Raw genomic sequence first — 16,649 nt, forward strand, 5'->3', positions numbered from 1 at the left:
GATAAATATTAATAAATAGAAAAATTAGGCCATTGATGACGGCGGTAAATCAGCCACCAACCGTAAAGACATACTTAATCCTTCTAATTGGAAATGCGGTCTTAAATAGGCCACCGCCCGATATGTTCCCGGTGAACCGGGAACTTCAACAACATCAACTCTTGCTTCCCGTAATGGGTGACTCGCTTTTATTTCTGCGCCAACGGTATCAGATCCAACAATATATTGGTTGATCCAATTTTGCAGATAAGATTGACATTCTCCACGGGACATAAAACTGCCCACTTTGTCACGCACAATCATTTTCAAATAATGGGCGAAGCGAGAAGTTGTCATAATATATTGCAATTGGATTGATAATTTTGCGTTGGCATTTGCCAAGTCAGAATTATATTTTCTCGGCTTATTCGGTGACTGCACCGAGAAAAATGCGGCATAGTCAGTCCCTTTATAATAAACCAGAGGAATAAACCCTAATTCTGCTAACTCTTTTTCACGGCGATCAGAGATGGCAACCTCGGTCGGGCATTGCAGCATCTTTTCACCAGATACAGAGGAGTAATGATGAGTTGGCAATGCTTCGACCAATCCTCCGCCTTCCACACCGCGAATTGCCGCGCACCAACCATACTGTTCAAATGCAGCCACCATACGCCCCGCCAGTGCATAAGCGGCATTAATCCACAAATAACTGCTGCTATTCCCTTCCTTTACCTGCTCTTCAAAACAGAATTGCTCAACTGGGATGGTTTTTGCTCCGTAAGGCAAACGACCAATCACTCGCGGTAAAGTCAGGCCGACATAACGAGAGTCATCTGATTCCCGGAAGCGTTTCCAGCGCAGATAATCGGATGTGTTAAATAGTTTGGACAAATCACGCGGACGTGGTAGTTCACTAAAATCATTCAGCCCCAACATGCCCGCATTAACTGAACTGATAAACGGCGCATGGGCTGCCGCTGCCACGTGAGAAATCTGCTCCAGTAAGTAAAGATCTTCCGGGCTATTATCAAAGTCAAAATCCCCGACAAACGCTGAATAAGGTTCACCACCAAAGGTACCGTATTCATATTCATACACATTCTTAAACAGCATTGACTGATCGAAATCCGATGCCGATTTAAAATCTTTAATCAAATCGGTTTTCGTCGCGTTCAACATGCGGATCTGAGTATTATCCGTTTCGCTTTGGTCAAGTAATCCTTTGAGCCCTACCCAAGAAGATTCCAGACGTTGAAACTCCGGGTGATGTAATACTAAGCTCAGTTGAGCGGACATCAGCGCATCAATCGCTGCGATACGTTCCTCAATACTGTTTACCAGATCGCCGGAAACCACCAGTGAACCGGAAGTGACTTCGGCCAGAAACTGGTCGAGCTGGCTTTTTACCCGGTCACGATCCGCTTCCCGACGAATGGCTTGGGTGTTATCAATAATTTGATCAAGAAAATCACCGCTTGTTTCCGTCGTTTTCAATTCTTGTTGTTCAACAACGCTCTGTTCCATTCTGTCCTCACTGTGCATTGTTATTTTCCGGGGTATTGCTATTTTCCGGTGTGACGTCATCTGCTCTATTTTCTGTAGCGGCGGTTTCTGCTTCTTCATTTACCTGCGGTAATTTATCCGCATGTTCAGCCAGAATTTCCGCCAGACGGTCACGCAATTTCTCATTGCTCAATGCACGGCCTTTCAGATCACTGAGTTTGCCGCGTACCTCCAGTAAATTGCGTAGCGGTTCTACCTGCTTCGCTAAATTCTCAGGGGCAAAGTCAGCCATTGATTTAAATTGCAAATCGATATTAATAAATCCGCTCTGACCTGGCAGTGCGCTTTCAACCTGTAATTCCAATGAAGGTGATAAACCATCCATCACTGCATTAAAATTATCTTTATCAATATGCATGAAACGACGGTCACGCATGGGAATAGATTGCTCGGCAAATTGCCCAATAACACCAATAACCAAAGGCAATTCTTTTTTCTCGACCGCACCACCTAATTCAACATCATAAGTAATCTGAACTCGGGGCGGTCTGACTTTATCAAGCTTACGTTGAGTATTCATGGAACCTTTTTACCTTTATATATGACAGGAAGTGCAAACTTACGTTAAATCGCACCAAACCTGATTAAATAGCCGAATAATAAGATGAGAAATAAATGGAGAGATCAATTAATACTATTTATAGCAAGTAAATATGCCGTGACGCATTTAATGATATTTAAAGCCCACCGTATTTCGGCGGTTGATAAATTCTCACGGATATTAACTTAATGCAATAGTCTCAGAGTGAAATATAATGCCGGGGATTTTGTGTTATTTTGTAACTGATTGTATTTATGTTGAAAAATCGAGAAAGCACATCGTGGTCAAAATGTATTTTCATACTTGTCTTATTTTTCATTCTGCCGTTTTTAATAATCAGAATCTGACGAGTCAGAAAAATATAAATATGGATGGAATTAGAATTTAATTTGGATTGGATGAAATTTAGAAGAAAAACAAAATACTTTACGAGTTTTTATTGAATCAAAGTGCTGACTGAAAAACAGCGCTTTATTAATATTTGATGATGGTAAAGCCTTAACGCTATTATTCTTGTGTCTTTTTAGGTCAGTTAATGTTTAGTACTAATGAAATATCGATTCGACTTATATTAACCATTAACTTTAATCAAACTCATTGATTATTAGGTTTTCGTTGATGGGCTTGCAGCATTGATTGAGCTGGTCAAAACGCATTATTTATGGCGACCAATGCTCCGTGATCCCAATGATGAAATGGTATTGGAAGCAGCGGTTAATGGCAGCCCTAATGCCATTTTGTGACCTTTAATTTACGCGACTATGGTACTGTACCTAGAACGTTCAATATTGAGGTTCTGACACCGGCCATTGCTATTAGGAGAATGAGAAATGAGTGAAACATCAACCTATCCACTGCGATTACCGAAATCCTTGAGAGAGGAAGTCACAAGAGTGGCAAAGCGTGATCGTACCAGTGTTAACCAGTTTATTGCTATCGCAGTTGCGGAAAAAATTTCTGCTTTGGAAACTGAGCGATTTTTTTCAGACCGTGCCAAAACTGCTGATATGAAAGCATTCAGGGATATCCTGTTCCGGACAGGTGGAGAAGTGCCTCGTTCTGATGATGAACTTGCTCATCAATAACATACCGAACTGGAAAGCTACTTTTTCAGAGCATAGGAACCGTATTCTTGTCCATCAGGGATTTTCAAATATGGCGATAATGCTCAATCCAAATTTGAGTGTGGCTGGAAAATAAGCAAGCTCATCTTACCTGATGAGCTTTTATATTCTTAGGTCATTATTATTCTGCTTTTACGATGTAGTTAAATGCGATATTTCGAGGACGGGTTTCATGGCTCGTTCTGGCTACTCGTGCTGCGTCAAATATAGTTTTATAACCAACGTTATCGTTTTGGGCTCCAAATGGACCACTTACTGCACCTCCATTAGCAAAGACGCCTTCTGTGCTTTCTGCTACTTCACCATCTCCTTTAAATGAACCTTTTAAATCTTGTAGTGCATCATTCTGGTTTGTCAGAAGTACTCTGCCGGCATCTATCCCTCTACCATCATCCCAGCCACGAATAAACTCCCCTCTTAAATCGGGCAATCTGCCATCAGGATAAGCTTCTGCTAACTTTGGGTACTGTGATCTATTAAAAGCTGCACCGCTACAAGTGAAATAGCCAAAGGGTGGATGAGGCAACGGCCAAGGAATAGGAGAACCAACAGGAATTTCACTGGTTGCTTTAATCAGTCGATCTACTTCTTCTCGAGTGTATACTTCCGCACGAGCATATGCCCCCACATCACTTGCGTTCAGATTAATATCCTCAGTCAACGCTTTACCATTTATTTTCCGGCTATTGGAGACTTTGCCATCAATATTTCCACGCAATGAATTGATGATTTCCTGCACCAGCTTTTGTGTCACTGCCAATGTCTCATTATTGCCAGTTTCATTGGTCAATTGAACAACGCCTTTTTGTGTTAATGAGGCATTGGGAATTTCTGCGGTGACTTTTTGCTTTAACGCTTGATTTAATTTGGCGGTAAGTTTAGCTATATCCCCATCATCCAGAACATCATCGCTAGATTGTGTTGCGATAAAGTTAGCCACCACAGAGGCTATTGTTGATGATTGGCGTAATGCCTTATTTAATAAATGTGTAGAGATATTTCCTGGTGGAAACCCTTCCTGCAAACTCTTATCTGTTTCATATTTTTCTTGACTTACCACATTAGCATTATTACTAATGGAAAAAGCTTTAAAATCATTTTTTTGGTTCATATTCCCCTCTTGAATTAAATTATTTTCCATGTGATCAATATATTAAATTATCGTATAGATAACTCTATCCATTGGCGCCAATCATAGTCTAGTTCAGAAAAATAATAATGGAATGTTTTTATAACTTATAGGGATAATTATTTTTGTATAAGACAATGGAATAAACGGGGTAATGTGTGTGAATTATTTTTTCTATTTTTCTGTAAAATAAATCCATAAACTAATAAAGTTAAAGCATGAAAATGTTTTTATTTGGAATAATGACGTAAATAAAATAGGTGAAAATGATTGGATAAATATTTTTCAAATTTGTTAAATGATATTTAAATATTGTATTTTGGTTTTATTTTTAATAAATAAATCAATATTCATGTTTATTTCCTGATTAATATAAACATGAATATTTAAATATTTCATCATCCTTAAATCCAAGGATTTAATATTGGCACGCCGGTCAATTCAAAATCAATCACATTTCGTGTGACGACAGTCATACCATGAACCAGCGCGGTTGCGGCGATAAGTGCATCACGCTCTGAGCATGGATCGGGGACATGCAACCGGGCGCACCGCTGAGCCACAGCCATATCTACTGGCAAGATCCTATCAGTAAATTCCGGGACTACATGGTGGTTGAACCATGAGCGCAATAATGCGCCTTGGGTTATGTCTCGTCGTTCAATCTGTAAGATGCCGGTTTCCAGTTCCATAATGGTAATAGCTGACAGGAAAAGTTCTGTTGTATCAACACTTTCAGCCCATGCAGCCACACCGGCATTAGCCTTACCCACTCGAACTTTCCGAAGTTCGGAGACAATATTAGTATCAAGAACATACATCATGAGAAATTGGCTGGACGGCTATTGATGGCGACACGTGGTGGATTGAATTCAATATCTTCAACTCCGGGCATTGCCAAAGCATCAGCGATGTTTCTACGCTGCTTGGTGATTCGTTGATATTCTTCAATGGTTAGCAGGACATGTGCCGGTTTGCCACGATCTGTGATGAACACTGGACCGCTTTTAGCCGCCTTTTTTGCCCTGCTGACGTCTTGATTAAGCTCCCGACTCGATAAGGTTGTGATTGACATGGTGCGCCTCGATATAACAGTTAATTTATGTAGGTACGTTACTACATAATGCTAAGGGGAGCAAATTTTAGTCATTCCTCCTCTTCTGCCCTCTGGCTCGTGCAGCTTTAAGTCTGGCTTGCGTCCTTTCCCTTTGTTAGATTACGTTCAAGTTCAGCCAATGCCCCAACCAAGTGAAAAACGAAGGTTTTCTTTACCTGGTTGGTAGCAAAGCGGAGATTTCATGATACAGTATTAAAAGGTATTACCTTTTAATATTAAGGTGGAAGAAAATGGCAACCTCAGTAAAACTTGACGATAACTTGAAAAGCCGGATCCAGTATTTGGCAGAAGTGCGACATCGTTCAGCTCATTGGATAATGCGTGAAGCTATACGTGATTATGTAGAGCGTGAAGAAAAACGTGAATCTTTCAAACAGGATGCATTGCGTGCTTGGGAAGCATATCAAGAGAATGGACTACATCTGACGTTTGAAGAAGCGGATGACTGGTTAGCTAAGCTCGAAGCAGGAGAAGATGCGGAGTTACCAGAATGCCACGTTTGATTTGGTCTCCGTCTGCTCTCGCTGATATGTATCCATTAGCCGATTTAAAATAATCCTTTTGTTTGAATGCAACACGTAATATTAATTTAACCACTTGCTTTAAATGAAAAATTAATTATTTAATGAGTTCTTTATTAAGGGGTTTATATTAATAGTGTAATGAAAATTTATTTTCATAAATGGAGAATGAATGTCAATATCATAAATTAATTTATATTGAATCAATATTCAAGAACGTTAAGACATTATATGGAATAACGGGTTTTAATTATCTTTCTTTAATCAATTAAATTAAATAAATCAGCGATAATATTTTCTACCACAATCCACACATCTATATTTTTCAAGAATATTAAATGGAATCAATCTCCCTTTATCATGTCATGTAATATAGTTATCTATTAATTTAGTCACTGATAAAAACTATCAACTATGATAATAGATATGTCAGTGTGTTTATTATCACCCGCGAGACCTCTTAGCATATAGACTCAATTTATTCAATTTAATATTTGTAAAAATATTAAATTTTCATTATGGCTCACTAATTTATAAATTTTTAGATAATTACTCTTTAAATGATCTGCGTCAATCTATACTTACCTAGTTAGTTAATATTTTTAGAACACTTTTTTAACTTTATTTTAACTTAATAAGGATATGCATCATGGGTGTTTTTCAGTACAAAGACTTTGATGACACTACTTCCAAAGAGTTATTTTCCGACGCAAAAACTATCGCCGGGTATGCTTACCATAATCTGGGCAGCGGATTTGCTGAGGGGTATTACAGTTATGGTTTTGGTTTGGGGATGCCATTAACGTTGCTGACCGCACTTCTCGGCAGCACGACATCGCAGGGCGTCACACCTAAATTGCCTTGGAATCCGGACGCGGAAAAACAGGCACAAGATAAACTCAATGACTCAGGATGGTTTACTATCAGTGCCGATGAGTTAGGTTATCAGGGAAAAACGGATGCCCGCGGTACTTTTTTCGGCGAAAAATCAAGTCATTCCACTGCTCAGGCAGAGGTAATGGGAAAATATGATGCTGATGGTAATTTGATTTCTATTGGCATTGCGTTTCGCGGTACGAGTGGTCCTAGAGAGTCAATTATTACCGATACATTTGGCGACGTTATGAATAATGTGCTGGTGGCTTTAGGTAAGAAAGACTATTCGAATGACTACGCGCCAAACGCTTTCGGCCGGCTGCTGGACCATGTAGCCAATTATGCCAAAGCTCACGGTTTGACGGGCAATGACATTGTGGTTAGCGGCCATAGTTTGGGTGGGTTAGCTGTGAATAGTATGGCGGAGTCTAGCGATACGAAATGGGGGGGATTTTACTCTCAGTCGAACTATATCACTTTCGCTTCGCCATCACAGTATGAGAAAGGTAATAAGGTGCTGAACGTGGGATACGAGAATGATCCCGTATTCCGCGTATTAAACGGCACCAGCGTTGATTCATCATCAGCGGGAGTTCACGATACACCAAGGGATTCCGCGACAAATAATATTGTTAATTTTAACGATCACTATGCGTCAAACTGGTGGAATGTGTTGCCCTTCTCCATTGCTAATGCGTCAACCTGGGTTTCGCATGTGACGCCATTTTATCAGAGTGGTATGCAACGTATCATGGAGTCAACGTTCTACGACCTGACGCATAAAGACTCTACTATTGTTGTCAGCAACCTTTCCAATGTCACTCGTGAAAATACCTGGGTGCAGGATTTAAACCGGAATGCTGAGAAACACACGGGTAGTACTTTTATTATCGGTACCGACGGCAACGACCTAATTAAAGGTGGTAAAGGAAACGATTATCTGGAAGGGCGCGACGGCAATGATATCTTCCGTGATGATGGAGGATTTAACATTATTGCCGGTGGGCAAGGTCATAATACCTTTGACTTACAGAAGTCACTAAAAAATGCGGAAATAGCCTATGACCAGGCGGGTACATTGTATATGCGTGATGCACAAGGCGGTATCACCATTGCTACAGATATCTCGGCTATAAGAAGTAAGGAAAGTACCTGGCTGTTTCTGACTAAACAGGTGGATTCTCAAGTCAGAGCCGATGGTTTGTATTCTAGCCGTGGATTGACGAAATACGCCAATTCAGTCACAGGCAACGATGGGAATGATACTCTGACTTCTAAAACCTCCGGTAGCTGGTTGTTCGGTCTGGATGGTGATGATACGTTGATCGGCTTCGGCAACAGAAATGTCTTCGTCGGTGGTGAAGGTAACGATGTCATGAAAAGTCAGGGTAATAACAATACCTTCCTGTTCAGCGGTGATTTTGGACAAGACATTATTTATGGCTACAATAAGACTGATAAACTGGTGTTCCTGGGTACTGAAGGAAGCAGTGATAAAAGTAGTTATCTGGATCATGCTTCTATGGTGGACAATGATCTGGTGTTTACCTTCGGACAAAACTCAGTCACTCTGGTTGGCGTCAGCATGGACAGCTTATCGGTAGATAACATAATACTGGCATAACATATAAATCATGCGATATCCCTATTCATGAAGTGGCCATGTCAAAATGGCCATCTTTTTCTAGAATCAACTGAATAGTCAGCATTACAAAACAGAGATTTTCATTTATTTTCCGACTACGATATTTTCTGTTAATAAAGTGTGACCAACGGCATATTTCGCCTGCCATGCTTTAGGATTGATCAAATAATGTTGCCGGAAGCGTTTAGAAAAATGGCTTGGGCTGGAGTAACCCACCGCAGTGGAAACATCAATGACACTCATGCCTTTTTTCAATAAATCTTCTGCGGTCGTCATGCGGACATTTTCCAGATATTGATGGAAAGTGCGAAAAACAACCGCACGAAATCCCTCTTTTAATTTCCGTTCATTTAAACCCACTGCTTTTGATAATGACTTTATTGTCCAAGGGTAATGATAATCACTGTTAATTATTTTTATGGCATTATAAACGGCGCGACGTTGTAAACCGTTGATCATATTATATTGACAATCATAAATTTTAGACGCCACACAAGCGAGTATTTCTAATGCTTTTGCCTTTAAATAAACCTTTCTGACATTGCCACTTAATTGGCACTCTTCTATTTGATTCACTATCTGCATAAATGGTGGATAGATAGGACATGCCATCATCAATGCATGACTGTGACTGGCGTTCTTCTCAAAACCTGCTGATAATTGAGTAAAAGGGGGTAATTCCTGAGCTTCAATTTCGCTCAATGAAAAACGAATATCGAGAATATGCCATGATCCACGGCCAAAGAAGTTCATGCCTCGCGTCATTTTAGGTGCATGGAAAAATATCATCATTCCCGAATTAATATCTAATGCATCGCCGTTTTCAATCGCCATTTTCCCTCTCCCATTTAAAATGAACGCAATTGACACCGTTGGCGGCCCTTCACAATATTCTGTGACATCCTTGTTGAGTTCAAAGCGCATCCGGTTTATGTGAATGCCGTCAGATAATTCCTCAATCAGTAAAGGTGTATCTGTATTATTTTTCTCTGCATGTGAATGCATGCAATTGCAATGGTCAGCCGTGAAAACTTCTAGTTTTTTACTATAGATTGTCTTCATGAGATCCCCTGTAAAATTAGCATCAGCATCAGTTAAAAATTGTTTCCGTACTTAAAACAGTATTTTTTGTATATTAAAGACATTATATTTTTATTGTATATATATATTCGGATTGTAAATATCACGCAATTTATCATTAATGATAATCATTATCAATAGTACGTAATGCGCTACTTTTGTCCCTATTCCGTTAGCTATGGCTGATTACTATCGATAGTCTCCCGTTATGTTTTTTGTTTTACCACACTTAATTTTTGTAAAACATGATTTAAACAGTGCATAACGAGTTATTTATATGAGAAAAAAATACGCTAAGGCGTCTGTCTTATGTTGTTTGATTTCGCCTATGGCATGGGCGGAACATTCTCCTGGCGCGACAGAAGATGCTTTGATTGTGACGGCCAACAAACGGGAAGAAGCATTAAATAAAGTGGATGGTAGCGTTCTGGTTAAAACGGGTGAAGAACTTGTGCAAGCCGGTATTACCCAAGTACAAGATCTTGAGCGCGTTTTCCCTGGTTTACAAATCCGCTCACGGGGTAATAGAACCTATTCAGCAACCACCATTCGCGGGATTAGTTCGCCGGATTTCTATTCGCCTTCTGTTCGAATTTATGTTGATGGTATCCCTCAGGATCACCAGTTCCTAACACAAGAATTAATCAATGTGGAACGTGTGGAACTATTACGCGGTCCGCAAGGGACTTTATATGGCGGAAATGCGCAAGCGGGTGTTATCAATATCATCACTCGTTCGCCGCAAGAAGGCCCCTGGCTTAATCTTTCCGGTAATTACTCTAAGTTGAAACAAGGCGGTTCTTTCAGCGGATCGATACCGCTTATTGAAGATCTCCTTTATGGTAGTACCAGCCTACGTTGGGTAAAAGAACCTGGGCAAATTGATGCGCCAAATCGCGGCGATAAAAATATTGATTCCAGCAAAACCTGGCTTGGTAGAGGGCAATTGACATTTGCACCGGAAGATTCTTCGTTCAGTGCTGAACTGAGCTTTGCTCATGAAGATCTCGATTCCCATGAAGAGCTTTATTTAACCGACGAACAATTTCGCCGAAAAGAATACGATGGCCCTATCCCCGAGTTAACCCGGCGGGTTAACAGTTATGCATTCAAAGCTGAATATGATTTTGGCGACAGTGTATTAACCAGTGTGACCTCCTATCAGGATCGCGATATTTACCGTGATTTCATCGGGGGTAAATGGAAAGAAAAACACCATGCCACTACGCAAGAACTGCGTTTAAACTCCAATTTCTCAAATGGGATTACCAGCGTTCTTGGCGGCTGGTTTTCAGATGAAAATAATAAACATCATACCAGTGGTTATCCCGGTTACTATGGCAATGCCGCTAACACAATAAAAGCAAAATCGCTGGCGCTGTTTGGTGAAGTGAAATTGCCGTTTGCTGCTCAGTGGGATCTCACCTTGGGCGGTCGTTTGTCCCATGAAAAATCGCAGATAGATTATGCGGGCCGTTCTGGCATGGCGGCGATCGACGCTTTTGATAACCAAGTTTCTAGCAATGAGTTCACACCTAAGGCCGCATTGGGTTGGCAATTGACGCCGGATACCCGTTTCTATTTCTCTGCCACGAAAGGGTACAAACCCGGTGGATTCAATAATATTGTCTACTCCGCCAATGATAGAAAACCCTACGATACTGAAACCTCGGATAATTATGAGCTCGGCTGGCATACCTCGTTCTTTGATAACTCAGTGACATTAGACAGCGCTGTTTATTACATTCGTTCGAAAGATAAACAAATTTATGTTGGTCCGGTAGGTGCGCAATTTATACGTAATGTCGGTAATGCAGAAAGCAAAGGCATTGAGTTGAGTAGCCAGATCAAACCAATGAAAGGGCTCAAATTTTCTCTTGGTGGTAGCGCTGGTAAGTCAAACTTCACTGATGCAACCGATACAGAGAATGGCATAAGTTATAACAATAAACGTCTGCCTTATGCGCCAGATGTCATGCTCAATGCAAGTTTTGACTACTTGATTGATCAAACATTGTTACCCGGTAACCTCTATTTAAATGCCGGTGCTCGTTACTATTCAAAAAGCTACTTTAATGAAGCGAATACCCTTGAACAGGGGGGATACACCCTTTATGACGCTTCATTAAGTTTAGAAATGGCACATGGGGTTAATGTAAAACTCTATGGCGAAAATCTGGGCGATAAAAAGTACCGTGTCTCCAGTTTCACTGTGGGGCCAAATACGCTCAGTATGATGAATAAAGGCTTGAATGTTGGGCTGGATGTGAGTGTCTCACTATGACGCATAATATCTCCCATCCCCGCCATATATCGTTGCTATTGCTAACTTTGGCGGGTGTTTACACCCTCCAAAGTACTATCGGCATGTTAACGTTACAAAGTATGCCAGCGTTTTTGCGCAGCCACGGTGTAACCCCGGATAAAATCGGCTTGCTCTACCTATTGATGTTGCCCTGGGCGTTTAAATTCCTTTGGGCGCCTATTATAGAGCGCTATCGCAAATCTGGTTCGGGGGATACAAACCCTCGTCGTATCATGATTTGCGGTAATCTGTTAATTACCTTGCTTTTTTGTTCAATGTCACTGGCAAAACCTGCCGAACATATGCCGCTGATTATCGTCGGTCTGTTTCTGATCACCATTTGTCTGACCGTGGTGGATACCACCACCGATGGTCACGCTATTGACCGGTTATCACCAAAACACCGCCCTTGGTGCAATGTTATGCAAGTTGGCGGCGGTTATTTGGGTTCTATCATCGGCAGCGGTCTGTTTCTATACCTTGTTTCACTATATGGTTGGCACATTGGCGCCGGGGTGTTAGCCATAGTGATTCTATTGATGTCATTACCTGCCTTATTCTTGCGGGAAACACAGATAGAAAAAGCCCCAACGGTTTTAAAAGCCCCAGTTGCCCCTTCTCTCAAAAATGCACTCCGTCGGGCGCCGGTTAGGCAAGCACTGGTTTTGATATTGCTGTGTATGATCGGTACTCGCCTTTCACTTGGTATGCTTTCACCGTTTTTGATCGATCGCGGTGTGGACTTAACTCAACTCGGTATCATTGCCGCCAGTGGTGGTGCATTAGCTGGATTATCGGGTGTTTTGCTTGGTGGCCTCATTGTACGTAAATTCGGTGCTATCCAGACTTTACTGTCTGTCATGCTGTTTGAATCTATCGTATTAGCCTGTATCTTCTGGCTTGCCCGGCAACCAGAGGCGCCGTTATCCCTGCTTTCAGCCGCATATGTCTTCATCACCTTAATCACCGCCGCTAAATTTGTTGCGCTGTATACCCAGATGATGTCGCTCGCCGCAGGTGCTCAGTCCGGTGTGGATTTTGCGTTGATGCAATCCGCAGATATGGGTATTGCAATTATCTGTTCAGTGTTGGGTGGATTGATTGTGACCAAAGCAGGCTATTCCGCCCTTTTCGTTCTTGCACTTCTCTTCACCTTCATTGCCTTGTTCTGGACATTGCGTAAATTCCATGATTTCCACAAGGAGAGCGTGAATGCGTCATCATGATACTTCTGTTCAGAGTTCGCCGGAGCAGCGTGCGGCTGATGCCGGCGTTATTAAAGAGTTATGGTATATGATGCGTCCATACCGCACGTTGAGTTACGTTGCTATTGCGCTTGCTATTCTTTCCGCCGGCCTGCAAATATTGCCGGCGGCAGTGGCTGGGCTCATCACCCAATCTATCTATGACGGGCAATATGACACGCTATTGAATTATGGCGTTATGTTATTGGGATTCACCTTTGCCGCTATGTTGACCTTTAGTGGTTCAACGTTTTTTGCTCATTTGATTGCCGCTGATGTGCAAGCTGATGTTCGCCACAATATCAGTAGTAAGTTGAAGTCGGTGCCTTTGGGTTTTTTCATGCTGACCGACAGCACCGAAATAAAAAAGATGATGCTAGATGACGTCGAACAGCTTGAAGAGGGTATTGCCCATATCATTCCAGAGATGTCTGCTACTTTGTTTGGCCCATTGATCGCACTGAGCGTCATGCTAGCCATTGATTGGCGGTTAGCCTTGGCGGCATTCGCACCAACTTTGGGTGCCTGCCTGTTATTTGTCTATATTCAGATAAAAGTTCAAACGACAACTCAGCGTTTTTATGCAGCTCAAAACCGTATTGCGTCAACAATGGGTGAAGTTATTAATGCGATTCCGGTGGTCAAAACCTATTCAGGCGGCAAGGTTGCGTTGCAACGCGCCGAGGAAGCGTTTACCGCCCTGACTCGGATTATTGATGTTTGGGTTGAGAAAGTGCAGGTCAAATCCAGCCGGTTTTTCGTGTTATCCAGTGCTAATCTGTTGTTTGTCCTCCCTTTGGCGGTTTGGTTATTGAACCGACAAGAGATCACTTTATTCGAATTCACTTTCTTTATTTTGGCTGCAATGGCATTCGGCAATATCGCCTCATCCATGTTCGCCGTGATGACACGTTTGCAACAGCAAGAGGCGTTGATCACACGCTATCGTTGGTTAATGAATCAGCCTGAACTAGCGCCTTGTACCCAAAGCCAAACACCAGCCGATCACAGCGTCGCTCTGCACAATGTCAGCTTCTCCTACCAAGATGAGCAGGAGAATGCATTAAATAACATTTCATTTTCTATACCGGCGGGTAGTTCATTAGCCTTGGTCGGTGCCAGTGGCTCGGGTAAATCTACTGTAGCGAATCTTATCGCACGTCTTTGGGACCCTCGGCATGGTCAGGTGACTATTGGCGGTGTTGATATCCGTAATATGGATGAACCGACGCTACGCAATAACGTCTCTTTTGTTTTCCAGCGTGTGTTTCTGTTCAACGATACGGTGGCTAATAACATACGACTAGCCCGTCCTAATGCCTTACGGGCCGAAGTTGAAGCGGCTGCTAACGCAGCGCAAGCACATCAATTTATTCAGCAATTACCACAAGGCTACGACACCGTACTGAATGGTGGCGTGAGTTTATCGGTAGGTGAGAAACAGCGTATTGCCGTTGCCGCCGCTATTCTGAAAAATGCGCCAATTCTTGTATTGGACGAAGCGACAGCCTATGCCGATCCAGAATGTGAAAAAGAGATGCAGCAGGCCCTCAATGCCTTATGCCGCAATAAGACAGTGATTGTCATTGCCCATCGTCTACCGACTATCCGTCATCTTGATCGAATAATAGTTTTAGATAAAGGACAGATTATCGAACAAGGAACCCATGAAGAACTGGCCGCGCGGCAAGGGGCATACGCCAGACAGTGGGCTGCTTGGCGGGGAGAAAAAACCGGGACAGGAGCAAATTATCATGGGGCTATTTAATCGTCTCCAGCAACATCTATCACCAAAACTGCAAAGAGTTTGGTTCAAAGGGTTGTTATATAAACAGTTTGATACCGTTGCGATTATGGCTCAACTTGCTATTGCCGCCTGGGCTATTACCCACCTAGGGGAAAGTGACAATCCTATGTTGCCGCTTATCACTTTGGGATTACTGGTTATTTTACTGTTGCTGCGATTTACTTTTATGGCTCGTGCATTACGTAAACTCACTATTGCCGCCTATGGTTTGGGTATAGAAATTCGTCGCGCTCTGCTACAACGCCTTGTCAGTATGTCTATCGCCACGATTCGGGGATTGAGTGCTGGAAAAATAGCGTTGACGTTATCGGAAGATGTGCAATGGCAGGAAAATCAGTCAGCCTATACCACACCGCAAATCGCTTGTCAGATGATGATGCTGACCCTCATCTACCTGGCTTTATTCTGGTTCGATTGGGTGGTTGCCGGTAGTGCATTATTAGTGCTGATGGTTGGGATGTTCATCCTGGGGGCTATCCGTAAAAAACTGAATGAAATATTGCGCTTGCGTGCCACTATGATGGCTGATGTATCCGAAGCTATCGTTGAGTACGCTCAAGGTATGTCCTTTATTCGTGCTGCGGCAGCGATCACGACGGTAGAACAGCGTTTTGACCGAGAAATCGACCAATTACGGGTTGCATTCCGCCGTGGGGTATTCAGAAGTATTCCGCTACTGAGCCTGTTTTACATCATCATTGATACCAGCGTGGTTGTTGGCATTTTGGCTGGCGCTCTGCGCTTTAATTCACCAGAAGTATTAACACTCTCGGAAATGCTTATCACTATTCTGTTGTTGTTTGCCTCGATTACCCCGCTACGTGGGATCATCCCCCTGCTCAATATCACGGCCTTAACGCAAGTAGGTGAAACTCATATTGCAGAGATAGAAGCGGTTGCAACGCAAGCTTCCGGGCCATTAGCCGCGCCAGTCAAATATGATGTTGAAGTTAATAACATCTCGTTTAGTTATCCAGGTACAAATCAACCCGCTATCCAAAATGTGTCGTTTTATGCGCCGCAAGGCAGTATGACCGCTATTGTCGGGCCCAGTGGCAGTGGGAAATCCACACTGGCTTATCTGCTGCTCTCTTTCTATCAATTGGATAAGGGGGAAATCCGGTTGGGTGGGAACGATATCCATCATTACCAAACTCAGGCATTGTATGACACCGTGACTATGGTATTTCAGGAAACTGCACTATTTCAGGATACCGTCGCTAACAATCTCCGGTTGGGTGATCCCAGTGCAACCCAGTTAGAACTGGAGCAAGCTGCTCGCCTTGCCAATATTCACGATACGATTATGGCATTACCGCAAGGGTACGATACACCGCTAGGGGTGGATGGCGGTACGCTGTCTGGTGGCGAGCGTCAGCGCCTTGCCATTGCTCGCGCCATTTTAAAGCAATCTCCGGTTTTATTCCTTGACGAAGCGACGGCTTCTCTCGATCCCGAAAATGAGCAGTTGATACAACAGGCGTTTGATTCCCTTACCCAGAATAAAACGGTCTTTGTTATCGCTCATCGGTTGAGCACGATAACTCGTGCTGACCAAATATTGGTGATGGATCATGGAACCCTTTGTGATAGCGGCACTCACGACGAATTGTTAGGACGTTGTTCACTTTATCAATCCCTTTGGGAAAACCATCTTGGCTCAGAGGAGCACTGGCATCTATACCCTATGGATTTACCCAAATACGCCAAATAAG

General features: G+C 42.5%; 13 protein-coding genes. 7 read left to right on the forward strand and 6 right to left on the reverse strand.

The annotated features are described in order from the left end of the window. Window positions 1–24: 24 nt before the first annotated feature. Both tssC and tssB read right to left on the reverse strand, forming a co-directional pair. Window positions 25–1,506, reverse strand: coding sequence for a type VI secretion system contractile sheath large subunit (gene tssC / locus D3222_RS03560; RefSeq protein WP_118984924.1), 1,482 nt, complete (start codon window positions 1,504–1,506; stop codon window positions 25–27). Between the two features lie 7 nt (window positions 1,507–1,513). Continuing rightward, complete coding sequence (gene tssB / locus D3222_RS03565) at window positions 1,514–2,065, reverse strand: type VI secretion system contractile sheath small subunit (protein ID WP_118984892.1); 552 nt, start codon at window positions 2,063–2,065, stop codon at window positions 1,514–1,516. 851 nt (window positions 2,066–2,916) lie between these two features. On the opposite strand from tssB, the gene D3222_RS03570 reads away from it, so the two are divergent. Further along, complete coding sequence (locus D3222_RS03570) at window positions 2,917–3,171, forward strand: hypothetical protein (RefSeq protein ID WP_049581564.1); 255 nt, start codon at window positions 2,917–2,919, stop codon at window positions 3,169–3,171. A gap of 160 nt (window positions 3,172–3,331) precedes the next feature. Here D3222_RS03570 and D3222_RS03575 read toward each other — a convergent pair whose 3' ends face one another. The 3 genes from D3222_RS03575 to D3222_RS03585 all read right to left on the reverse strand — a co-directional run bounded on the left by D3222_RS03575 (window position 3,332) and on the right by D3222_RS03585 (window position 5,414). Further along, window positions 3,332–4,321 (reverse strand): tail fiber protein, encoded by a 990-nt coding sequence (locus tag D3222_RS03575; RefSeq protein WP_118984893.1) that lies wholly within the window; start codon window positions 4,319–4,321, stop codon window positions 3,332–3,334. A 422-nt stretch (window positions 4,322–4,743) separates the two neighbouring features. Then, window positions 4,744–5,160 carry a type II toxin-antitoxin system VapC family toxin gene (locus D3222_RS03580; RefSeq protein ID WP_118984925.1) on the reverse strand — a complete coding sequence of 139 codons (417 nt, stop codon included), beginning with the start codon at window positions 5,158–5,160 and terminating at the stop codon, window positions 4,744–4,746. After that, window positions 5,160–5,414, reverse strand: coding sequence for a type II toxin-antitoxin system Phd/YefM family antitoxin (locus tag D3222_RS03585; RefSeq protein WP_118984894.1), 255 nt, complete (start codon window positions 5,412–5,414; stop codon window positions 5,160–5,162). The genes D3222_RS03580 and D3222_RS03585 overlap by 1 nt, the downstream gene beginning before the upstream one ends. Window positions 5,415–5,686: 272 nt before the next feature. Here D3222_RS03585 and D3222_RS03590 point away from each other — a divergent pair, with 272 nt between their 5' ends. Together D3222_RS03590 and D3222_RS03595 are read left to right on the forward strand one after the other, a co-directional pair. Next, window positions 5,687–5,959 (forward strand): CopG family ribbon-helix-helix protein, encoded by a 273-nt coding sequence (locus D3222_RS03590; RefSeq protein WP_118984895.1) that lies wholly within the window; start codon window positions 5,687–5,689, stop codon window positions 5,957–5,959. 667 nt (window positions 5,960–6,626) lie between these two features. Continuing rightward, the gene (locus D3222_RS03595) at window positions 6,627–8,477 is read left to right on the forward strand and encodes a polyurethane esterase (protein ID WP_118984896.1); all 1,851 of its coding nucleotides are present in this window, start codon (window positions 6,627–6,629) and stop codon (window positions 8,475–8,477) included. Window positions 8,478–8,582: 105 nt separating this feature from the next. On the opposite strand, the gene D3222_RS03600 is transcribed toward D3222_RS03595, so the two are convergent. Next, window positions 8,583–9,560 carry a helix-turn-helix domain-containing protein gene (locus D3222_RS03600; RefSeq protein WP_118984897.1) on the reverse strand — a complete coding sequence of 326 codons (978 nt, stop codon included), beginning with the start codon at window positions 9,558–9,560 and terminating at the stop codon, window positions 8,583–8,585. Between the two features lie 295 nt (window positions 9,561–9,855). Between D3222_RS03600 and D3222_RS03605 the strand changes: the two genes are divergently transcribed. The 4 genes from D3222_RS03605 to D3222_RS03620 are packed head-to-tail and all read left to right on the forward strand — an operon-like array spanning window position 9,856 to window position 16,648. Next, window positions 9,856–11,862, forward strand: a complete 2,007-nt coding sequence (locus D3222_RS03605) for a TonB-dependent receptor (RefSeq protein ID WP_118984898.1) — start codon at window positions 9,856–9,858, stop codon at window positions 11,860–11,862. Then, entirely contained in the window at window positions 11,859–13,109 is a 1,251-nt protein-coding gene (locus tag D3222_RS03610; protein WP_118984899.1) for an MFS transporter, read from the forward strand. The genes D3222_RS03605 and D3222_RS03610 overlap by 4 nt, the downstream gene beginning before the upstream one ends. Further along, entirely contained in the window at window positions 13,096–14,895 is a 1,800-nt protein-coding gene (locus tag D3222_RS03615; protein WP_232832385.1) for an ABC transporter ATP-binding protein, read from the forward strand. The genes D3222_RS03610 and D3222_RS03615 overlap by 14 nt, the downstream gene beginning before the upstream one ends. Further along, complete coding sequence (locus D3222_RS03620) at window positions 14,795–16,648, forward strand: ABC transporter ATP-binding protein (protein WP_232832386.1); 1,854 nt, start codon at window positions 14,795–14,797, stop codon at window positions 16,646–16,648. The genes D3222_RS03615 and D3222_RS03620 overlap by 101 nt, the downstream gene beginning before the upstream one ends. Window position 16,649: the final 1 nt, after the last annotated feature.

This window comes from Photorhabdus sp. CRCIA-P01 (assembly GCF_003545805.1).
Classification (GTDB): Bacteria; Pseudomonadota; Gammaproteobacteria; order Enterobacterales; family Enterobacteriaceae; genus Photorhabdus; species Photorhabdus antumapuensis.